17 protein-coding genes and 1 riboswitch are annotated in these 20,221 nt (G+C 74.4%); of the genes, 12 read left to right on the top strand and 5 right to left on the bottom strand.

Annotated elements, in window-relative coordinates:
• Positions 1–72: 72 nt before the first annotated feature.
• Complete coding sequence (locus C1N80_RS00895) at positions 73–1,155, bottom strand: ABC transporter substrate-binding protein (RefSeq protein WP_137769039.1); 1,083 nt, start codon at positions 1,153–1,155, stop codon at positions 73–75.
• Between the two features lie 276 nt (positions 1,156–1,431).
• On the opposite strand from C1N80_RS00895, the gene uraH reads away from it, so the two are divergent.
• The 5 genes from uraH to C1N80_RS00870 are packed head-to-tail and all read left to right on the top strand — an operon-like array spanning position 1,432 to position 8,179.
• On the top strand, positions 1,432–1,737 hold the full coding sequence (gene uraH / locus C1N80_RS00890; RefSeq protein WP_240811184.1) for a hydroxyisourate hydrolase: 306 nt from the start codon (positions 1,432–1,434) through the stop codon (positions 1,735–1,737).
• A gap of 1 nt (position 1,738) precedes the next feature.
• Positions 1,739–2,677, top strand: a complete 939-nt coding sequence (gene pucL / locus C1N80_RS00885; RefSeq protein WP_137769037.1) for a factor-independent urate hydroxylase — start codon at positions 1,739–1,741, stop codon at positions 2,675–2,677.
• An 11-nt stretch (positions 2,678–2,688) separates the two neighbouring features.
• A complete protein-coding gene (allB, locus tag C1N80_RS00880) occupies positions 2,689–4,128 on the top strand; it encodes an allantoinase AllB (RefSeq protein WP_137769036.1) in 1,440 nt (479 codons plus the stop codon).
• Entirely contained in the window at positions 4,125–5,300 is a 1,176-nt protein-coding gene (locus C1N80_RS00875) for an XdhC family protein (protein ID WP_137769035.1), read from the top strand. Before allB ends, C1N80_RS00875 begins: the two co-directional genes overlap by 4 nt.
• On the top strand, positions 5,297–8,179 hold the full coding sequence (locus tag C1N80_RS00870) for a molybdopterin cofactor-binding domain-containing protein (protein ID WP_137769034.1): 2,883 nt from the start codon (positions 5,297–5,299) through the stop codon (positions 8,177–8,179). The genes C1N80_RS00875 and C1N80_RS00870 overlap by 4 nt, the downstream gene beginning before the upstream one ends.
• On the opposite strand, the gene C1N80_RS00865 is transcribed toward C1N80_RS00870, so the two are convergent.
• Positions 8,166–8,831, bottom strand: coding sequence for a nucleoside deaminase (locus C1N80_RS00865; protein ID WP_137769033.1), 666 nt, complete (start codon positions 8,829–8,831; stop codon positions 8,166–8,168). The genes C1N80_RS00870 and C1N80_RS00865 overlap by 14 nt on opposite strands.
• A 248-nt stretch (positions 8,832–9,079) precedes the next feature.
• Between C1N80_RS00865 and C1N80_RS00860 the strand changes: the two genes are divergently transcribed.
• The 6 genes from C1N80_RS00860 to C1N80_RS00835 all read left to right on the top strand — a co-directional run bounded on the left by C1N80_RS00860 (position 9,080) and on the right by C1N80_RS00835 (position 15,152).
• Entirely contained in the window at positions 9,080–10,174 is a 1,095-nt protein-coding gene (locus tag C1N80_RS00860) for an ABC transporter substrate-binding protein (RefSeq protein ID WP_137769032.1), read from the top strand.
• 25 nt (positions 10,175–10,199) lie between these two features.
• A complete protein-coding gene (locus C1N80_RS00855; protein WP_137769031.1) occupies positions 10,200–11,024 on the top strand; it encodes an ABC transporter ATP-binding protein in 825 nt (274 codons plus the stop codon).
• A gap of 44 nt (positions 11,025–11,068) precedes the next feature.
• On the top strand, positions 11,069–11,968 hold the full coding sequence (locus C1N80_RS00850) for an ABC transporter permease (RefSeq protein ID WP_137769030.1): 900 nt from the start codon (positions 11,069–11,071) through the stop codon (positions 11,966–11,968).
• On the top strand, positions 11,965–12,756 hold the full coding sequence (locus tag C1N80_RS00845) for an ABC transporter permease (protein WP_137769029.1): 792 nt from the start codon (positions 11,965–11,967) through the stop codon (positions 12,754–12,756). Before C1N80_RS00850 ends, C1N80_RS00845 begins: the two co-directional genes overlap by 4 nt.
• Before the next feature lie 5 nt (positions 12,757–12,761).
• Positions 12,762–13,697, top strand: coding sequence for an FAD binding domain-containing protein (locus C1N80_RS00840; RefSeq protein ID WP_137769028.1), 936 nt, complete (start codon positions 12,762–12,764; stop codon positions 13,695–13,697).
• Between the two features lie 75 nt (positions 13,698–13,772).
• Complete coding sequence (locus tag C1N80_RS00835) at positions 13,773–15,152, top strand: 8-oxoguanine deaminase (RefSeq protein ID WP_137769027.1); 1,380 nt, start codon at positions 13,773–13,775, stop codon at positions 15,150–15,152.
• Here the strand turns inward: C1N80_RS00835 and C1N80_RS00830 are convergent.
• The 3 genes from C1N80_RS00830 to thiC all read right to left on the bottom strand — a co-directional run bounded on the left by C1N80_RS00830 (position 15,100) and on the right by thiC (position 19,237).
• On the bottom strand, positions 15,100–16,083 hold the full coding sequence (locus tag C1N80_RS00830) for a hypothetical protein (protein WP_137769026.1): 984 nt from the start codon (positions 16,081–16,083) through the stop codon (positions 15,100–15,102). The two genes, C1N80_RS00835 and C1N80_RS00830, sit on opposite strands and share 53 nt — an antisense overlap.
• A gap of 79 nt (positions 16,084–16,162) precedes the next feature.
• Positions 16,163–17,416: an MFS transporter gene (locus tag C1N80_RS00825; RefSeq protein WP_240811183.1), complete on the bottom strand. Its 1,254-nt coding sequence runs from the start codon at positions 17,414–17,416 to the stop codon at positions 16,163–16,165.
• 69 nt (positions 17,417–17,485) lie between these two features.
• Entirely contained in the window at positions 17,486–19,237 is a 1,752-nt protein-coding gene (gene thiC / locus C1N80_RS00820; RefSeq protein ID WP_137769025.1) for a phosphomethylpyrimidine synthase ThiC, read from the bottom strand.
• A riboswitch (TPP riboswitch) is annotated at positions 19,235–19,348 on the bottom strand. Its footprint overlaps the gene before it by 3 nt.
• Before the next feature lie 198 nt (positions 19,349–19,546).
• Here thiC and C1N80_RS00815 point away from each other — a divergent pair.
• A complete protein-coding gene (locus C1N80_RS00815; RefSeq protein WP_137769024.1) occupies positions 19,547–20,218 on the top strand; it encodes a hypothetical protein in 672 nt (223 codons plus the stop codon).
• Positions 20,219–20,221: the final 3 nt, after the last annotated feature.

Genomic DNA, 20,221 nt, shown 5'->3' with positions numbered 1-20,221 from the left:
CGGGTGGGGGAACCGCGACGGGCGGGGAGGGCGTCGACCCTCCCCGCCCGTCGTCCCTCGGGCGCCGACCGCTCAGCGCAGGTCGGGGTTCTCCTCGTAGACCTCCTCGAGCAGCGAGGTGTCGAAGTAGTCCTCGAGGGTGAGGTCGAATCCGGCGGTGACGAGCGCGTCGACGTTCTTCTGCATGAGGTCCTGGGACATGGTCAGCAGCCCGTTCGCATCGGTCTCGTCGGTGCTGACGAGGTCCACCTGGGCCTTCGCCTGGCGCGTCTCCTTCTCCATGTCCAGGCCCAGGTCCTTGCCGAAGTCCTCGACGGCGAGCCGCGCCCCCTCCTCGGGGTCCTCGACGGCGTCGGACCAGCCGCGGATCAGGGCGACCAGCACGGCCTTGAGCTCCTCCCGCTTCGTCTCGATGCTCTCCTGGGTCACGACGAGGCTCTCGGCCATGAACGGCAGCCCGTTGTCCGCGAGCGGCAGGTTCACGACGTCCTTCCCGTCCAGCTCGAGGGTGATCGCCTCATTGGTGAGGTAGCCGAAGAAGCCGTCGACCTCGCCGTTGACGAGGGGCTGCGGGTCGTACTGCACAGGCACGATCTCGAGGGCGGAGGCCTCGATGCCGTTCGCGGCGAGGAAGCCGTCGAAGAGCGTCTCGTTGACGCCGGCCTGCACGCCGATCCGCTTCCCGGCGAGGTCCGCGAGGGTCGTGATCGGGGTCGCGTCGCCGAGCGAGATGATCGTGAAGGGGTTCTTCTGGTAGGTGGTGCCGATGATCTTCAGCGGCGCCTCGTCGTCCTTGATCAGCGGGGCGACGCCGAGCGGGGAGGACGTGCCGATGAGGGCGGAGCCGGAGAGCACCATAGTCTCGGTGGAGGTGCCGCTGGGGCCGCCGGCGATGAGGTTCACCGAGGAGAACCCGGCCTTCTCGAAGTACCCGCGGTCCACCGCGAGGTACTCGCCGGCGAACTCGGCGTTCTTGATCCACGAGAGATTCAGGTCCAGGGAGCCGTAGTCCCCGGAGCCGCCGTCGGAGGCGCCGGAGGCGGCGTCCGAGGAGCCGCCGCAGGCGGCGAGGGCGAGCGCTCCGATCGACGCGGCGGCGGCGCCGAGGGCGGTGCGCCGGGAGGGGCGAGGGACAGGGGCGGGAGTGGTCTCCATGAGGATCGCCTTCTTCGCGTGGGTGGGCCGCGGGGCCGCGGGCGGGTGTGGGGCCCGAGGTTAGGGATCGTGTGTTTCAAGAGGGGCCGCGGCCTGTTTCGCCGCGGTTACATCTGCAGGGGGAGCCCCTGAAACACACGTTTTACACGGGGGAAACCGTGGTGCCGCACCCGCTTCCTAGCGTGGGAGGACCGGACGCGGACCGGGCCCGCAGGGCCCGCGCCGCGTCGTCGCCGTCGGATCCAGGAGGTCGTCATCAGCCACGTCACCACCCACGTGCTGGACTCCGGCACCGGACGGCCCGCCGCCGGCGTGGCCGTCTCCCTGCGGGGCCCGGACGGCGGCGAGATCGCCTCCGCCGCGACCGACGCCGACGGCCGGATCGGGGACCTGGGCCCCGACCGCCTCCCCGCGGGCACCGCCTCCCTCCGCTTCGACACCGGCGCCTACTTCGCCGCCCGCGGCCAGGAGACCTTCTACCCGGAGGTCGTGGTCGCCTTCCGCATCGACGAGGAGCAGGGGCACCTGCACGTGCCGCTGCTCCTGAGCCCCTTCGCCTACTCCACCTACCGAGGCAGCTGAGATGACCGAGACCACCGCCCCCGCCACGACCACCGCCCCCGCCGCGACCGGCATCTCCCTGGGCGCCAACCAGTACGGGAAGGCCGGTGTGCGCCTGGTCCACGTGGACCGCTCCACGCCGCGCCACGTCCTCACCGATCTCACCGTGACCTCGATGCTCCGCGGCGACTTCGAGGACTGCTACCGCACCGGGGACAACGCCCGCGTGATCGCGACGGACACCCAGAAGAACACCGTCTACGCCTTCGCCAAGAAGCACGGCGTGGCCGGGCCCGAGCAGTTCCTGGGCCTGCTCGCGGACCACTTCATGGGCCAGGGCAGCTGGCTCACCGGCGGCCGCTGGGAGGCGGAGGCGCACGGCTGGGAGCGCATCGAGGTGGACGGCGCCGGCCACGACCACGCCTTCGTCCGCACGGGCCCCGAGGTGCGCACCGCGGCGGTGACCGTCCAGGACGGCGAGCGGCACGTGGTGGGCGGGATCAAGGACCTCGTGGTGCTGAAGTCCACCGGCAGCGAGTTCCACGGCTTCCCGCGCGACGCCTACACGACCCTCCCGGAGACCACGGACCGCATCCTCGCCACCGAGGTCACGGCCCGCTGGCGCTTCCGGGACCCGGAGGCGGACCCCGACGCGACCTTCGCGGCGGTGCGCGCCCTGCTGCTCGAGACCTTCGCGACCACCCACTCGCTGTCCCTCCAGCAGAGCCTCTTCGCGATCGGCGAGGCCGTGCTCGGCGCCCGCCCGGAGCTCGCCGAGATCCGCATGGTCATGCCCAACAAGCACCACTACCTCGTGGACCTCTCCCCGTTCGAGCTCGGCAACGACAACGAGGTGTTCGTCGCCGGCGACCGCCCCTACGGCCTCATGCAGGCGGCGGTGGTCCGTGACGGGGAGCCCGAGGCGCCTGCCGCCTGGGAGTGGCTCGGCGGGTTCTGCTGAGGGCCCCGGCGATGCCCGACCGCGCGCTCCCGGGCCCCGCGGCGCCCCCGGCCCTCCCGCGCACGATCCGCACGGTCCGCGCGGCGGAGGTGCTGCTCGAGGGGGAGCTCGTCCCCGCCGTGCTGCACCTCGACGGCGGGCGGATCCGCCGCATCGAGCGTCTCGACGGCGCCGACGCGACCGTCGCGACCGGCGGGGCCGTCGGCCCGTCGGCCCCGCCCGGCGAGGAGCTGCGCGTCCCCGACGGGGTCCGGGTGCTCCCCGGGAACGTCGACACCCACGTGCACATCAACGAGCCCGGCCGCACCGAGTGGGAGGGCTTCGCGACCGCCACGACCGCCGCGGCCCTCGGCGGTGTGACCACCCTCGTGGACATGCCGCTGAACAGCGTCCCGCCCACGGTGGACCTGCCCGCGCTGCGCGTGAAGCAGGCCGCTGCCCGGGACGCGCTGCGCGTGGACCTGGGCTTCTGGGGAGGCATCGTCCCCGGGAACACCGGCGCTCTCGAGGGCCTGTGGGACGCCGGGGTGCGGGGCTTCAAGTGCTTCCTGCTGCCCTCAGGCGTGGACGAGTTCCCGCCCGTGGACGCGCGGCAGCTGCGGGAGGCCATGCGTGAGGTCGCCCGCTTCGACGGGCTGGTCATCGTGCACGCGGAGGACGCCCGCACGATCGCGCAGGCCCCCGCCGTCCCCTCCGCCTCCTACGCCGACTTCGTGGCCTCCCGTCCCGACGCCGCGGAGGTCACCGCGATCGCCGGTCTGATCGAGGCGATCCGGGAGACGGGCGCCCGCACGCACCTGCTGCACCTCTCGAGCGCCCGCGCGCTGGACCTCATCGCCTCCGCCCGCACGGAGGGCCTGCCGCTCACGGTGGAGACCTGCCCGCACTACCTGTGCTTCGACGCGGCGACCATCCCGGACGCCGCCCCGGAGTACAAGTGCTGCCCGCCGATCCGCGACAGCGGCAACCGCGACGCCCTCTGGCAGGGTCTGCAGGAGGGCCTCATCGACACGGTCGTCACCGACCACTCGCCCTCCACCGCGGAGGAGAAGCGCCGCGGCGCCCCGGACCTCCAACAGGCCTGGGGAGGGATCTCCGGCCTGCAGGCCGGCTTCACCGCGGTCGCCGCGCACGCGCAGGAGCGGGGGGTGGGCATCGCGCAGGTGAGCCGCTGGATGGCGACCGCCACCGCGGACCTCGTGGGCCTGCCCGCGAAGGGCCGGATCGCCGAGGGCGCTGACGCCGACCTCGTGCTCCACGACCCGCGCCGCGCGCGCACGCTGCGCGCCGCCGAGCTCGCCCACCGCAACCCGATCTCCGCCTACGACGGCATGGCCCTGCACGGCGAGGTCACGACCACGATCCTGCGCGGCGCCGTGATCGCGCAGGGCGGGCGGGTCGCCGTCCCGCAGGGGCGCTTCCTCACCGGGCGGGGCGGGGCCCCGGCATGAGCCCCGGACCTGGCCTCGCCGCCGCGGGGGAGGAGTGGCTCGCCGCCGGCCGCCCCTTCGCGCTCGCGACCCTGATCGCCGCCGAGGGCTCCGCCCCGCGCCCCGTGGGCACCTCGATGCTCGTCGCCGAGGGCGGGATCGTGCGCGGCTCCCTCTCCGGGGGCTGCGTCGAGGCGGACGTCGTCGGGACGGCGCTCGAGGTGATCGCGGAGGGACGGCCGCACCGCCGCCGCTACGGCTACTCCGACCACACCGCCTGGGAGGTGGGCCTCATGTGCGGCGGCAGCATCGAGGTGCTCGTCCAGCCCGTCCGCGACCGGGCCGAGGCCGCGGGGCTCGCCGCCCTGCTCGACGAGGCTCCCGCGGCCGTGCTGTGGCGCACCGACGCCCGCGGGCGGAGGGCGGCCCTCCCGCTGCCCGCCGCGGACGATCCCGTCGCCTGGCGCGCCCCGCTCGCCGCGCTGCTCGCGGAGGAGCCGGGCACGGGGAGCGGGGGAGCGTCCGGGGCCGACGGGATTCCCCTGCGCCGGCTCGCCGCCCGGGTCGCCGAGGGCGTCGCCGCCGGACGCACCGGTCTGCTCGGGGGCGACGAGCTCTGCGCGACGGGGCTGCCCGAGCTGTTCCTCTCCGTGCACCGTCCCGCCCCGCGGCTGGTCGTCGCGGGCACCACCGACCACGCCGCGGCGCTCGTCGAGCAGGGGCGGCTGCTGGGCTACGACACGACCGTCTGCGACCCCCGCGCCACCTTCCTCACCCCCGAGCGCTTCCCCGCCGCGCACCGCATCGAGGTGCAGTGGCCCCACCGCTACCTCGCCGCGGAGCACGCCGCCGGCCGCCTGGACCACCGGAGCGTGGTCTGCAGCCTCGGCCACGACCCGAAGGTCGACGACCCGCTGCTCGCGCTCGCCCTCACGCTGCCCCTCGCCTACGTGGGCGCCATGGGCTCCCGCCGCACCCACGCGGAGCGGATGCGACGCCTCGCCGAGCGGGGCACGACCCCCGCCGACCTCGACCGCCTGCACTCGCCGATCGGCCTCGACCTCGGCGGCTCGACCCCCGCGGAGTTCGCGCTCTCCGTCATGGCGGAGGTGGTCGCCGTGCGCGGCGGCCGCGCCGCCCCGCAGCCCCTCCGCTCCACGACCGGCCCGCTCCACGGGAGGATCCCCGCATGACCAGCCACCCCGTCGTCCCCGACCCGGCCGTCGTGGACGGCGCACCCGCCCCGACCCCGCCCCGCCCCGGGCAGTGCCTGCGCACCTACCTGCGGGACCTGGGCCGGCTCGGGGTGAAGAAGGGCTGTGACGGCGGGGACTGCGGCGCGTGCACCGTGCACCTGGACGGCCGCCCCGTGCACAGCTGCGTCGTCCCCGCCGTGCGCGCCGCGGGCCGCGAGGTCACGACGATCAACGGCCTCGCGGCGACCGCCGCCGATGATCGGGCGACGTCCGGGACCGAGGCGCCCGTCGAGCACCCGGTGCAGACGGCGTTCCGCTGTGCGCAGGGCTTCCAGTGCGGGTTCTGCACCTCCGGCATGATCATGACCGCCGCCGCGCTCACCGAGGGCGACCGGGCGGACCTCCCCCGCTCGCTCAAGGGCAACCTCTGCCGCTGCACGGGCTACGGCTCGATCCGCGAGGCCCTCGCGGGCGTCACCCGGGTCGAGGAGGGCGCCGCGGCCGGCGGCAGCCTGGGCGCCCCCGCCGCCCGCCGGGTCGTCACCGGCACCGAGCCCTACACGCTCGACGTCGAACCCGGCTCCCTCCCCGGGCTGCTGCACATGAAGCTCCTGCGCTCCCCGCACGCCCACGCCCGGATCCGCTCGATCGACACCACCGCCGCGCTCGCCGTGCCCGGGGTGCACACGGTGCTCACCCACGAGGATGCGCCGCGCACCCTCTTCTCGACCGGGCAGCACGAGCACCTCGCCGACGATCCCCTGGACACGCGGATCCTCGACGACACCGTCCGCTTCGTCGGGCAGCGCGTCGCCGCGGTGCTCGCGGACTCGGTCGCCGCCGCGGAGGCGGGCGTGCGCGCCCTCGTCGTGGACTACGCGCCGCTGCCCGCGGTGACCGACCCGGAGCTGGCCCGCACCGGCCCCGCCCTCCACGGGGAGAAGGGGGAGGGCTCCGGCATCGCCGACCCCGCCACGAACCTCGTCGCGGAGCTGCACTCGCGGGTGGGCGACCTCGAGGAGGGCCTCGCCCGCGCCGCCGTCGTCACCGACCGCGTGTACCGCACCCAGCGGGTCCAGCACGTGAGCCTCGAGACGCACGCCGCGATCGCCTCCCTCGACGAGGACGGCACGCTCGTGGTGCGCAGCAGCACCCAGGTGCCCTATCTCGCCAAGCGCACCCTGCAGCGGCTGCTGGACCTGCCCGAGGAGCGGGTGCGGGTGATCGCCCCGCGCGTGGGCGGCGGGTTCGGCGGCAAGCAGGAGGTGTTCACCGAGGACCTCGTCGCCCTCGCGACCCTGCGCACGGGACGTCCCGTGCAGCTCGAGCACACGCGCAGCGAGCAGTTCACCTCGACCTCGGTGCGCCACCCCATGCGGATCCGGGTGCGGGCCGGCGCGGACGCCGACGGCCGCCTCACGGCCCTGCACCTGAGCCTGCTCTCGGACACGGGCGCCTACGGCAACCACGGCCCCGGCACGATGTACCACGGCACGGGGGAGTGCCTGGCCGTCTACCGCTGCCCCGCGAAGGCGGTGGACGCCGAGGTGGTCTACACGAACACGGTGCCCTCGGGCGCGTTCCGCGGCTACGGCCTCAGCCAGACGGCCTTCGCGGTGGAGTCCGCGATGGACGAGCTCGCCCGCGCCCTGGACCTCGACCCGATCGCGTTCCGGCGCCTCAACGTGATCCGTGAGGGGGACCCGATGATCTCGACCTCCCCGGTCCCCGCGGCGGACGTCGAGTACGGCAGCTACGGCCTGGACCAGTGCCTGGACCTCGTCGAGGAGGCGCTCGCCTCTCCTGTCGACAGAGCCGGCACGGCCGACGGGGGCGCGGACGGGCCGGGCCCGGAGTGGGCCTGCGGCACCGGGGTGGCGCTGTCGATGCTGGACACGGTGCCCCCGCGCGGGCACTTCTCCCACAGCCGGGTCCTGCTCGACCGCGACGGCACCCTCGAGGTGCGCGTGGGCACGGCCGAGTTCGGCAACGGCACCACGACGGTGCACGTGCAGCTCGCGGCCGCCGCGCTCGGCTGCGCGCCGGAGCGGATCCGGATCCGGCAGTCGGACACGGCTCTCGTCGGCCACGACACCGGCGCCTACGGCTCCGCCGGCACGGTCGTGGCGGGGAAGGCGACGCTGCACGCGGCGCAGGCCCTGCTGCGCGTGCTCGCCGCCGAGGCGGACGCCGTGCTCGCCGGCGAGGGCGCGACGGGCGGGACCGCGGGCCCGGAGCCCGTGGAGGGCGGCGCGGCGGGCCCGGACCCCGCGACGGGCGACTGGGCGGGGGAGACCGCGGGGCTGCGCCATCGACCGAGCGGCCGGTTCGTCACCTGGGCGGAGCTCGCCGCCTCCGCGGGCGCCGCGGGCCGCACGCTCGAGGCGGAGGCGCACTGGGACGGCTCGCCCCGCTCGGTCGCCTTCAACGTGCACGGCGTGCGCGTCGCGGTGCACCGGGCCACCGGCGAGCTGCGGATCCTGCGCAGCGTGCAGGCGGCGGACGCCGGCTTCGTCGTCAACCCCCTGCAGTGCCGCGGCCAGGTGCAGGGCGGGGCCGCGCAGGCGCTCGGGGCGGCGCTGTACGAGGAGGTCGTCGTCGACGACGCCGGCCGTGTGCGCACCGACATCCTGCGGCAGTACCACGTGCCCACCCTCGCGGACGTCCCGCCCACCGAGGTGCTCTTCGCGAGCACGAGCGACCGCCTGGGACCGCTCGGCGCGAAGTCCATGAGCGAGAGCCCGTACACGGCCGTCGCGCCCGCCCTCGCCAACGCGGTGCGGGACGCGATCGGCGTGCGCATGACCACGCTGCCGCTGGGCCGCGACCGCCTCTACCTCGCCATGCGCGAGGCGGGGGTGCTCAGCCCGCGTTGAGGCCGGTGCCGCGGGCGTTGTAGACCGTGGCGCCGCCGCGGGAGACGAGGGCGCGGTACTCGCGGAACACCGCGATCGCCTCGTCGCGCAGCACGTCCACCTCGACCCCGATGCCGCGCTCGCGGAAGCGGCCCGCCCAGTCCTCGGGCATGGGGCCCTCGTCGAAGCCCGTGAGCTCCTCGACCTCCGGGCCCTCGCCCGCGATCACCAGGCGCCGCACGCCGGACCACATCGTCGCGCCGTAGCACATGACGCACGGGCGCCAGTTGACCCACAGCTCGAGCGCGGGGGAGCCCTCCGCCCCCAGGTCCCAGCCGCCCCGCCGCTCCTGCGCGAGGGACAGGGTCGTGACCTCGGCGTGCATCGAGGAGAGCCCCGAGTCGAGCACCCGGTTCACCCCGGCGGCGACGATCTCCCCGCTCGCGGGGTCCCGCACGAGCGCGGAGAACGGCCCGCCGCCGCCCTCGTGCATGTTCCGCGAGGCGAGGCGGTTCAGCAGGCGCATGAGCGTCACCCGCGCCTCCGGTCCGTCGCCGGCGGGCGCCGCACCGAGCGCGGCGACCTCCTCCTCGACCCAGTCGGGGATCTGCACGCCGAAGGAGGCGGCGCGCGCGGTCCGGCGCTGCGGGTCCTGATGATCCTGTCGTTCCACGGCTCTGCCTCCCGGCGTTCTCGACACGTCCCCGGGGGAGCCTCCCGGGCGCGACCAGGCTAGGGACGGGAGATGTCCGGGATGTTTCCCGCGTCGGGGCCCCGGCAGGGGTTTACGCGGCGGAAACAGGAGCGCACCCCTGGCGAAACAGCCGTTCCATAGCGTGGGCCGCGCCGGACGACGCTCCTCGACGGCGGTCGCCCCGACCGCCCCGTCGGCCGCCCGGCCCCCTCGACGAAAGGGCCCCGATGCTCCCGCTCAGCACCCCGACCCACGCTGCCGCCGGCCGCGCCACGGGCCGACTCCTCACGGGGCGTCGCACCCTCCTGGCCGGGTCCGTCGCCGCCTCCGCGCTCGCCCTCGCCGGCTGCTCCCGCGGGACCGCCGCGGCCGCCGGCGAGGACCTCGGCGCCCTCACGGTCAACCAGAACTGGATCCGCACCACCGAGTTCGCCGGCGAGTACTTCGCGGACTCCCGCGGCTACTACGTCGAGGCCGGCTTCTCCGACGTCACGCTCGTGCCCGGCGGCCCCAGCGGCACCTCCTCCGAGGCGATGGTGCTCTCCGACTCCGCCCTCGTCGGCATGACGACGCCGCTCGCCGCGGGCTCCATGGTCGCGGAGGAGGAGGCGCCGCTCGTGCTCATCGGCGCGAAGTTCCAGCGCAACCCCTTCACCATCTACTCCACCGCGCAGAACCCGATCTCCTCCCCGGCGGATCTCGTGGGGAAGCGGATCGGCGTCGCGACCGGCACCAACGAGGTGCTCTTCTCCTCGCTCCTGCAGGTGCACGGCATCGACCCGGCCGACGTCGAGAAGGTCACCGTGCAGTTCGACCCGCAGCCCCTCATGAACGGCGAGGTCGACGGCCAGATCGGCACCCTCACCAACGAGGCCGTCACCGTGGCCCTCGCCGGGATCGACGTCGTGAACCTCCCCTTCGCCGAGAACGGCCTGCCCTTCGTCTCCGGGGCGTTCGTGACGACCCGGGAGAACATCGAGGAGCACCGCGCGGAGCTCCTCGCCTTCCTCACCGCGGAGGTCCGCGGCTGGAAGGACGCCCTCGCCGACCCCGAGGAGTCCGCCCGCCTCGCCTACGAGGTCTACGGCAAGGACCAGGGCCTGGACCCGGAGAAGGAGACGCGACAGGCGAGGGCGCAGAACGAGCTCGTCGTCAGCGACGAGACCGCCGCCTCCGGCCTGCTCACGATCTCCGACGAGCTCGCGCAGAAGAACGTCGAGCTGCTCGCGCTCGCCGGGCACGAGGTCGACGCCTCCACCTTCTTCGACCCCACCCTCCTGCAGGACGTCTTCGAGGCGCAGCCCGATCTCGCGTCCGCCTGACACCGCACTCCCCGGAAGGCCCACCATGAGCACGCCGATCGACCCCCGTCCCACCGCCGGCACGACCGCGCCCCGCCCCGGCGCGACCGGCATCGACCTCTCCGGGCTGAGCAAGACCTACGGCTCCGGCCGCCGCGCGGTCACCGCCTTCCAGGACACCGACCTCGCGACCGAGCGCGGCTCCTTCCTCTCCCTGCTGGGCCCCTCGGGCTGCGGGAAGTCCACGATCCTGCGGATCCTCGCGGGGCTCGAGACGCCGACGGCCGGCACCGCCATGGTCGACGGCCTGAGCCCCGAGCAGCTGCGGGCGAGCGCCCGCCTCGGGATCGCCTTCCAGGACTCCGCGCTGCTGCCCTGGCGCAGCGTCCGCGCGAACATCCGCCTCGCCCTCGAGGTCGCGGGGAAGCTCGAGAACGAGCCCTACATCGACGACCTCATCGACCTCGTGGGCCTGCGCGGCTTCGAGCGCGCGAAGCCCGGTCAGCTCTCCGGCGGCATGCGCCAGCGGGTCTCGATCGCGCGGGCGCTCGTCGTCCGGCCCGAGGTGCTGCTGCTGGACGAGCCGTTCGGCGCCCTCGACGACATGACCCGGCAGCGCCTGAACCTCGAGCTGCTGCGGATCTGGACGGAGAAGCCGGCGACCACCCTCATGGTCACCCACGGCATCTCCGAGGCCGTGTTCCTCTCCGACCAGGTCGCCGTGATGAGCGCCCGGCCCGGGCGCATCGTCGAGGTCTTCGACGTGGACCTGCCGCGGCCGCGCACCCCGGAGATGATGCGCACCCCGGAGTTCCACGCCCTGTGCGACCACGCCTCCGAGGTCCTCTTCGGCGCCCCCGCGGCCGCCTGAGCGCCGGCCCGACGGATGACGGACGACGGAAGGACACGGACCCCATGACGACCACGACCCCCGCGACGCCGGCCCCGCCCGCGTCGCCCGCCGGCCCCGCGGAGGGCCGCCGCTCCCGCCGCGCGGGACGCACCGCCGACCGCCGGCCCCTGCCGCGCTGGGCGATCGGCGCGATCGGCGTCCTCGCGACCCTCGCCGTGTGGTGGATCCTCGCGGCGACCCTGCTCTCCGGGGTGGGTGCGGCCGGAGGCGGCGCGATCCCCACGCCCGGGGCGATCCTCGCCCAGCTCGTCGCCGACGGACCGGTCTACTACGCCCGCAACGCCTCGGTCACCCTCGCCGAGGCCGGACTCGGCTACCTCGGCGGGAATGCGCTCGCGCTGCTGCTCGCCGGGCTCGTCATGGTGGTGCCCGCCCTCGAGCGGGTCATCACCCAGCTGGGCGTCGTCAGCTACTGCCTGCCGCTCGTCGCGATCGGCCCGATCGTCTTCATCGTGCTGGGCCCGCCGGAGAGCGGCGCCCCCTCGGGGACCGCCGTGGTGCTCGCGGGGCTCTCGGTCTTCTTCACGACCCTCGTCGGCTCGATCATGGGCCTGCGGGCGGCGGACCGCTCCGCCCTCGACGTCGTCACCGTCTACGGCGGCACCCGCCTCACCCAGCTGCGGAAGGTGCAGATCGTCGCCGCGCTGCCCGGCGTGCTCACCTCGCTGCGGATCGCGGCGCCCGGCGCGCTGCTGGGAGCGGTGCTCGGCGAGTACGTGGGCGGCGTGGACCGGGGCCTCGGCCCGGCGATGGTCAACGCCCAGCAGTCCCTCGAGATCGAGCGGGTGTGGGGCGTGGCGATCGTCTGCGGTCTCCTCGCCGGCGCCGCCTTCGCCCTGCTCGCGCTCGTGGCGCGCGTCGTCACCCCCTGGTCCACCGGCACGGAAGGAGGACGGTCATGACCGTCCAGGCCCTCAAGGACGTCTCCCGCTCCACGCTCGGGGTCCTCGTCTCGCTCGCCGTCGTCGTCGCCGTCTGGGCGGCCGGTCTGCGCGTGCTGGACGTCTCGAGCTTCATCGGCAAGGGACCGCTGGACGTGTGGGCGTACCTCGCGCTCGACGAGGACGCCGCCGAGCACCGCGCCGCCGCTCTCGGCAACCTCCAGCACACCCTCGCCGACGCCGCTCTCGGCTTCGTGTGCGGCCTCGCCGTGGCGCTCGTCGTCGCCGCCCTGTTCACCCTCGTGCGCGGGGTCGAGGACGCGCTCATGCCGCTGGCCATGCTGCTGCGCTCGGTGCCGCTGGTCGCGATGGCGCCGATCCTCATCCTGGTGTTCGGCCGCGGGACCGCGACCGTGGGCGCCATGGGCGGGATCGTGGTGCTCTTCCCGGCGCTGGTCACGCTCGTGCTGGGTCTGCGCTCCGCCTCCCCGGCGATGCTCGACGTGGTGGGCGTGTTCGGCGGCAGCCGCCTCGCGGCCTTCCGGAAGGTGGCGCTGCCCGCGTCGCTGCCGGCCTTCTTCACGGCGCTGCGGATCTCGATCCCCGGAGCCCTGACCGGAGCCCTGCTCGCGGAGTGGCTCGCGACGGGCCAGGGCATCGGCTACCAGATCGTCTCCGACGTCTCCCGCGCCCGCTACGAGTCCGTGTGGGCGTCCGTGGTGGTCGTGACCCTCGCGTCGCTGCTGCTGTACGGGATCGTCTCCGCCCTCGAGCGGCTCGTGCTGCGCCGCATGGGCACGGCGGCCTGAGCGCGATGGACCTCGGCACCGTCGAGCAGGTCCTCGCGACCACGGACCCGGACGAGTTCACCGACGGCGACGCCTGGCTCGCGGGCGGCACCGTCCTGTTCTCCTACGGCAGCTCGACCCTCCGCCGGCTCCTGGACCTGAGCCGGTCCGGATGGGAGCCCTGGACGGTGCGGGAGGACGGCCTCGAGATCGCCGCGACCTGCACGATCGCCGAGCTGTACGCGCTGCCGGGGAGCGAGGCGCCCTACGCGCTGCTGCGGCCCGGCACCGCGCACCAGCCGCGGCGACCCGGCTTCCCCTCCGCGGGGCGCTGGCCCGCGACGGCGCTGATCCGCCCCTGCTGCGACGCCTTCGTCGCCTCCTTCAAGATCTGGAACACGTCCACCGTCGGCGGGAACGTGGCGACCGCGCTCCCGGCGGGGCCCATGACCTCGCTGCTGACGGGGCTCGACGCGACGGCGACGCTGTGGGGCCGCGGCGGCGCCCGGCGCACGCTGCCCGTCGCCGCGCTCGTGGTGGGGGACGGCCGCACCGCGCTCGCTCCCGGCGAGCTGATCCGCTCCTTCCACGTCCCGGCCGCGTCGCTCGCCTCCCGCATCGCGTTCCGGCGGCTGTCGCTGTCGAACCTGGGCCGCTCGGGCGTGCTGCTGATCGGCCGCGACCTCGGGGACGGGTCCCTGCGGCTCACGGTCACCGCCGCGACCGTGCGTCCCGTGCAGCTCACGGTGCCGCTCGGCGCGAGCGGGGAGCAGGTCGGGGCGCTCGTCGAGGCCGCGGTCCCGCCGGGGCTGTTCCACGACGACGTGCACGGCCATCCCGCCTGGCGCCACGACATGACCCTGCTGCTCGCCCGCGAGATCACCGCGGAGCTCTCCGCCCCGCCCGTCGCGCCGCGAGAGGCCCGGCACCCGCTCGAGGGGCCCGGCGGTCACCTGCGCTGAGTCGTCGGCCCGTGTGCCGCGCGCATCGCGCGCGCCGTCCCGGCGACTCCACCACCCCGTCCCAGGAGGATCATCATGAGCCCGACCCCCGTCCCCGCCCCCTGCGACACCCTCGTGCACGGCGCGCACCTCGTCGTCGACCGCGATCTCGAGATCCCCGGCGGCTGGATCGCCCTGCGGGACGGCCGGGTCGCGGCGGTGGGCGGACCCGCGGACCCGCTGCCGGCCGCCGCCGCGCGCATCGACGCCGGCGGCCGGCTCGTCACGCCAGGGCTGATCAACACGCACCACCACATGTACCAGAACCTCACGCGCGCCTACGCGCCCGCGATCAACGGAAGCCTCTTCGACTGGCTCACCGCGCTGTACCCGGTGTGGGCGCAGCTGGACGTGGACGACGTCGAGGTCTCCACCTACGTCGCGATCGTCGAGCTGCTCATGGGCGGCTGCACCACGAGCTCCGACCACCTGTACGTCCACCCCCGCCCCGGCTTCCTCGACGCGCAGGTGCGGGCGGCACGCACGCTCGGCTTCCGCTTCGTCGCGACCCGCGGCTCCATGACACGCTCCGTCGAGGACGGCGGTCTGCCCCCGGCCTCCGTCGTCCAGGACCACGACACGATCATGGCGGACGCCGAGGCCGCGATCGCCGCGCACCACGACCCCGCACCCGGCGCCATGACGCGCGTCGCCCTCGCCCCCTGCTCCCCGTTCTCCGTCTCCGAGCGGATCATGGTCTCCTCCGCGGAGCTCTCCGAGCGCACCGGCGTGCGCCTGCACACCCACCTCGCGGAGGACCACGACGAGGACGACTACTGCGCCGAGGTCTACGGCTGCCGCCCGGTCGAGTACCTCGAGCGGGTGGGCTGGGCGGGGGAGCGCACCTGGCTCGCTCACTTCATCTACCCCTCCGAGGAGGAGGTCGCCCGCCTGGGCCGTGCCGGGGTGGGCGCCACCCAGTGCCCGAGCTCGAACATGATGATCGGCCACGGCACCATGGACGCGCTGCGCTGGCGGGAGCTCGGGCTGACGGTGGGGCTCGGCTGCGACGGCTCCGCCTCCACGGACAGCGCCTCGATGTGGATGGAGACCCGCAACGCGCTGCTGCTGGGGCGGCTGCGCAACGGCCCGGCCTCGATGCGGGCCCGCGACGCGCTGGACCTCGCGACCCGCGGCAGCGCCGCCTGCCTGGGCTGGGAGGACGAGATCGGCCACCTGAGGCCCGGGGCCTGCGCGGACCTCGTCGTGTGGGAGACGCACCCGGTCGCGCTCGCCGGGGCGCTCACCGATCCGGTCGAGGGGTGGCTGCGCACGGGCCCCGCCCGTGCCTGGCACACACTCGTCGCGGGACGGGTGCTCGTGCGGGACGGGGAGCCCGTCGCCCCCGCCCTCGCGGAGGTCCTCACCGCCCACCGGCGTGCCGCCGAGCGGCTGCAGGCCGCGGCGCTGGGATGAGCGGGAGCGTCAGTAGATCCCGTCGTGCGTGGGGGTGAAGACCTTCGCCTCGCTCGACCAGAGGCCCGTGCCGCAGGAGATCGGCGTGCGGATGTACCCGGAGGTCGTCGAGAACCGGGTCGTGGTGACGGAGGGCGCGACCTCCCAGCGGATGTTCGGGCTGCACCCGTCGCCGTTCGCGTACCACTGCTGCACTTTCGCGGCGTCGTGCGCGTAGGCGCTCGCGCACTCGGCCGAGGAGGCGCCGGTGACCTCCCCCCCACTGCGGGGCGGCCATGCCGAGCGGCACGAGCCGCACCGCGTCCGTGAGGCGCCCGGAGGAGGTGCGGCCGTCCGCCCACGAGATCTGCAGGTCGATGTCCTCACCGGCGTTCACCGAGCACGCGCTCACCACGTTCCAGCGGGCCGAGTGGACGGTCCGGGAGGCGCCCGCGACGGTCTCCGACCCCACGGCCTCCCAGGTGCTCTCCGTCTTCACGCCCGAGGTGCGCACGCCGGGCCGGCTGAGCGGGCTGAGGTAGCCGTCGCTGTTGGTCGCGGTGATGCTGCGCTGGAGCGTGGTCGCCCCGCCGGGGTTCCGGTCCGGGCCGGAGAGGTTGACGATGTCGACGCTGAAGGCGAGCGGGTAGGCGGTCGTGTCGATCGCGCAGAGGTTCTGGTTGCGCACGTTGATGTTCGCGTTCTGGAGGTAGCCGTTCACGCCGCCGGGGCCGTCGTACCAGATCGTGAAGGTGGGGCGCGTGGTGCCGGCGCAGCCGTCGTACGCGGAGACCTCCTGCTGGCGGGCCGCGAACAGCGCATCGATCGCGGCGGTCGAGGGGCAGGCGGCGCTCGCCGCGACGGCGGGTGCGGCCGTGGCGGCGAGGGCGGTGGGGAGGGTCCAGGCGGCGCCGCGCACAAGGGCGCGACGGGACAGCGGGGTGGTGCTCATGGGGCTCGTCCTGTGCGGTGAGCGAGGTCTCCTGTCGAGCCTGTCCCGAGATATCGGGCGGCACCCCCGCGGGACTGACTCAGCAGGCCATCGGCACCGGGGCGTCCTCAGCCACGGTCGCCGCGACGGAGCGGCGGTGCACCCACAGCGACGCGCCCGCGATCCCGAGGCCCAGCACCGCGAGGACCACGCCGGTCCACGCCGGGGCGAGCAGGCCCCAGCCCGCCGCGAGCACCGCCGCGCCGAGCGCCGCCCCGAGCGAGTTGCCGATGTTCAGCGCGGAGTGGTGCAGGGCCGCGGCGAGCGAGGGGGCGTCCGGGGAGGCGTCGAGCAGGAACAGCTGCAGCGACGGGCCCATGAGCTGCGAGGTCACCGCGATCGCGAACAGCAGAGCCATCCCCGCGATCGCGTGCTGGGCGACCAGGGCGAAGATTGCGAGCGTGATCGCCATGCCCACGAGGCCCAGGAGGATCGTCCCGTAGATGCTGCGATCCGCGAGCCGGCCCGCGATCACATTGCCCACCGTCATGCCCACGCCGAACACGAACAGCGCGATCGGCACGGCGCGCTCGCCGAGGCCCATCACACCCGGCACGATCTCGCCCACGTAGCTGTACACCGCGAACATGCCGCCGAAACCGATCGCGCCGATCCCGAGCCCGAACCACACCTGGCCGCGGCGCAGCGCTCCCAGCTCCCCGCGGATCGAGCCGGTGCCCGTGGAGCCCTCCGGCTCCGGCACCAGGCGCCAGATCGCGAGGGTCGACGCCGCCGCGAGCACCACCACGATCACGTACGCCGAGCGCCAGCCCACCGACTGCCCGAGCGCCGTCGACGCCGGCACGCCGAGCATCGTCGCGATCGTCAGGCCCAGCATCACGAGGGACACCGAGCGGGCGCGCCGCCCCGGCGGGGACAGGCGCGAGGCGACGAGCGCCGAGACCCCGAAGAACGCGCCGTGCGGCAGCCCCGCCACGAAGCGGGCGAGGGCGAGCACGGTGAAGCTCGGGGCGATCGCCGAGGCCAGGTTCCCGAGGCCGATCAGCGCGATGAGCACCACCAGCAGCCTCGCCCGCGGCACCCGCACCGCGGCGATCGTCACGAGCGGCGCCCCGATCACCACGCCCAGCGCGTAGAGCGTGATGAGCATGCCCGCCTGCGGCACGCTCACCTCGAGCGAGCGCGCGATCTGCGGCAGCAGGCCCATCGACGCGAACTCGGTGGTGCCGATCGCGAAGGCGCCGAGCGCCATCGCGAGGATGACCAGCCGCAGCCGGCCTGGGGGCAGGGGAGCGGGGGCCGCAGGCGGCAGGGTGGGGGTCGAGGTGCTCAACGGGGACTCCAGCGCGGGGTGGTTCAGGGCATCGCTGCCGACGCTGGCACCGGTGAGGACCCCTGGATCCTACGGGCGGGCGGGCACCGATGGGGAGGGCAGGTACACCGTGCCGCCCTGCTCGCGGAACTCCCGGGACTTCGCCTCCATGCCCTCGAGCGCGATCCGCTCCTGGGCGCCGGCGTCACCGTAGGTGTCGCGGATGTCCTGCGAGATCCGCATCGAGCAGAACTTCGGTCCGCACATCGAGCAGAAGTGCGCCGTCTTCGCGGGCTCTGCCGGGAGCGTCTCGTCGTGGTACTGCTCGGCGAGCTGCGGGTCCAGGGACAGGCCGAACTGGTCCCGCCAGCGGAACTCGAATCGGGCCCTGGAGAGCGCGTCGTCGCGGTCCCGGGCGCCGGGGTGGCCCTTGGCGACGTCCGCCGCGTGGGCGGCGATCTTGTACGTGATCACGCCGGTCTTCACGTCGTCGCGGTCGGGGAGGCCCAGGTGCTCCTTGGGCGTCACGTAGCAGAGCATCGCCGTGCCGTACCGGGCGATCTCGGTGGCGCCGATCGCGGAGGTGATGTGGTCGTACGCGGGGGCGATGTCCGTGACGAGCGGGCCCAGCGTGTAGAACGGCGCGCCGTGGCACAGCTCCTGCTGGCGCTCCACGTTCTCCCGCACGAGGTGCAGCGGCACGTGCCCGGGTCCCTCGACCATGACCTGCACGTCGTGCTCCCAGGCGCGGGCGGTGAGCTCCGCGAGCGTGTCGAGCTCCGCGAACTGGGCGGCGTCGTTCGCATCGGCGAGGGAGCCGGGGCGCAGCCCGTCGCCCAGCGAGAAGGAGACGTCGTAGCGGGCGAAGATCGCGCACAGCTCGTCGAAGTGCTCGTAGAGGAAGTTCTCCCGGTGCCGGGCCAGGCACCAGCCGGCCAGGATGGAGCCACCGCGCGAGACGATCCCCGTGACCCGATTCGCCGTCAGCGGCACGTAGCGCAGCAGCACCCCGGCGTGGATCGTCATGTAGTCCACGCCCTGCTCGCACTGCTCGATCACGGTGTCCCGGAAGATCTCCCAGGTCAGGGCGTTCGCATCCCCGTTCACCTTCTCGAGCGCCTGGTAGATGGGGACCGTGCCGATCGGCACGGGGGAGTTGCGCAGGATCCACTCGCGGGTGGTGTGGATGTCCTCCCCGGTGGAGAGGTCCATGACGGTGTCCGCGCCCCAGCGGGTCGCCCACTCGAGCTTCGCGACCTCCTCCGCGATCGACGAGGTCACCGCCGAGTTGCCGATGTTCGCGTTGACCTTCACGAGGAACGCGCGGCCGATGATCATCGGCTCCGCCTCGGGATGGTTCACGTTCGCGGGGATGATCGCGCGGCCCGCGGCGAGCTCGCTGCGCACGAGCTCCACGTCGCAGCCCTCGCGCAGCGCCACGTACCGCATCTCCGCGGTGATCTCCCCGCGGCGGGCGTAGTGCATCTGCGTGACCCGTCGGCCCTCGAGGCCGCGCAGCGGCTCCCTCCGCGCGCCCCGCCACTCCGCGCTCGCCTCCCCGCGGCGCACGGCGCTGCGGCCGTCGTCCTCGAGGCTCCGGCTGCGACCCGTGTAGGCCTCCACGTCGCCGCGGCCGCGGATCCAGTCCTCGCGCAGCGGCGCGAGGCCCTCCTCCGGCGCGCAGCCGGGGCCCGCGGTGCGGTAGACGGTCACGGGCGGGTTCTCCGCGCCGCTCGGGGCGGGGTCCTGGGTGATCCGGGTGACGGGCACGCGGATGCCGTGCTCGGGATCCTCGAGGTGGTCGAGGGTGTGGGTGGGGTAGTTCTCAGGGCGTGCGGACATGCAGTCGCTCTCCTTCTTCCTTCGCCGGCATGACCCGGGCAGGTTCGGTCGGTACTCGGACCGCGACAGTCCGATCTCAGCCCGTTGCGACGGGCACCCGAGGGATCGGCGAGCACCGTACCCCAGGAGCGAGGACGCCGGCGGTGCGGTCCGGCCGCAGGTCCGACGGGCCCGTCGGATCGCGAGGGGCCAGTCGGATCGCGATAGACCGACAGGCCGACGGGCCGACGGGCCTGCCGGATCGGCGGTGATCGGCGACCGCTCCGCCTACAGTGGGCGCCTGCCCCCGCGGGACCACCAGGAGTGACGATGACCCAGCCCCAGCCCGGCCTCCCCGCGCCCCGGCCCGCCGTGCCCGGCGCCCCTCCGGGCTTCCCCGGGCCGCAGTTCGGCGCGCCTGTCGCCACGCCGGACCGCCACGAGCGGAGGGACGGAGCCCGCTACGGCATGGCCCTCGTCGCGACCGTGATCGGCTCCTACCTGCTCACGCAGTGGTCCCCGGTGGGGTTCGTCGGCTTCGACGACCCGCTGCTGAAGCTCCAGGGCATCGTCCAGCTCGGGATCGGCCTGCTCGTGCTCGCGGGCGGTCTCGCGCTCGCGCCCACCGCCCTGTGGCGGGCGGCGCTCGCCGTGCTGGTGGTCGTCGTGCCCGTCCTGCTCGGGACGGTCCTCGTGATCTCGTACCTCCGGGGCGACCTGGACCTGCCGCAGCCCTTCCCGCGGATGCTGGACCTCTCGATCCTCGGCCCGGCCGTGGGGCTGCTGGGCTGGCTGATCGTGCGGGGCCGCAGCCCCGTGACGTACGTGCTCGTGCTGGGCTTCCTGCTGATCCTCCCCGCGCAGTGGATGGTCGTGTACCACGGCATCCCGAGCCCCGTGCTGTGGGGCGTCGAGCTCGTGCTCGCCGCGGTGATCGGGATCGCCGCGGCGTGGCTCGCGGCGCTCGGGTCGCGGTGGCTGCCGGGGGCCGTGCGGCGGTGACGC

The sequence above is a fragment of the Brachybacterium sp. SGAir0954 genome, from assembly GCF_005490785.1.
In the GTDB taxonomy this organism is placed as follows: domain Bacteria; phylum Actinomycetota; class Actinomycetes; order Actinomycetales; family Dermabacteraceae; genus Brachybacterium; species Brachybacterium rhamnosum.
This window is presented reverse-complemented; position numbering and strand designations above follow the sequence as displayed.

What these genes read in the sequence shown, in the direction of transcription:
- C1N80_RS00895 (WP_137769039.1), bottom strand. Translation starts at nt 1,155, where the DNA reads ATGGAGACCACTCCCGCCCCTGTCCCTCGCCCCTCCCGGCGCACCGCC.
- pucL (WP_137769037.1), top strand. Translation starts at nt 1,739, where the DNA reads ATGACCGAGACCACCGCCCCCGCCACGACCACCGCCCCCGCCGCGACC.
- allB (WP_137769036.1), top strand. Translation starts at nt 2,689, where the DNA reads ATGCCCGACCGCGCGCTCCCGGGCCCCGCGGCGCCCCCGGCCCTCCCG.
- C1N80_RS00875 (WP_137769035.1), top strand. Translation starts at nt 4,125, where the DNA reads ATGAGCCCCGGACCTGGCCTCGCCGCCGCGGGGGAGGAGTGGCTCGCC.
- C1N80_RS00870 (WP_137769034.1), top strand. Translation starts at nt 5,297, where the DNA reads ATGACCAGCCACCCCGTCGTCCCCGACCCGGCCGTCGTGGACGGCGCA.
- C1N80_RS00860 (WP_137769032.1), top strand. Translation starts at nt 9,080, where the DNA reads ATGCTCCCGCTCAGCACCCCGACCCACGCTGCCGCCGGCCGCGCCACG.
- C1N80_RS00855 (WP_137769031.1), top strand. Translation starts at nt 10,200, where the DNA reads ATGAGCACGCCGATCGACCCCCGTCCCACCGCCGGCACGACCGCGCCC.
- C1N80_RS00850 (WP_137769030.1), top strand. Translation starts at nt 11,069, where the DNA reads ATGACGACCACGACCCCCGCGACGCCGGCCCCGCCCGCGTCGCCCGCC.
- C1N80_RS00845 (WP_137769029.1), top strand. Translation starts at nt 11,965, where the DNA reads ATGACCGTCCAGGCCCTCAAGGACGTCTCCCGCTCCACGCTCGGGGTC.
- C1N80_RS00840 (WP_137769028.1), top strand. Translation starts at nt 12,762, where the DNA reads ATGGACCTCGGCACCGTCGAGCAGGTCCTCGCGACCACGGACCCGGAC.
- C1N80_RS00835 (WP_137769027.1), top strand. Translation starts at nt 13,773, where the DNA reads ATGAGCCCGACCCCCGTCCCCGCCCCCTGCGACACCCTCGTGCACGGC.
- C1N80_RS00830 (WP_137769026.1), bottom strand. Translation starts at nt 16,083, where the DNA reads ATGAGCACCACCCCGCTGTCCCGTCGCGCCCTTGTGCGCGGCGCCGCC.
- thiC (WP_137769025.1), bottom strand. Translation starts at nt 19,237, where the DNA reads ATGTCCGCACGCCCTGAGAACTACCCCACCCACACCCTCGACCACCTC.
- C1N80_RS00815 (WP_137769024.1), top strand. Translation starts at nt 19,547, where the DNA reads ATGACCCAGCCCCAGCCCGGCCTCCCCGCGCCCCGGCCCGCCGTGCCC.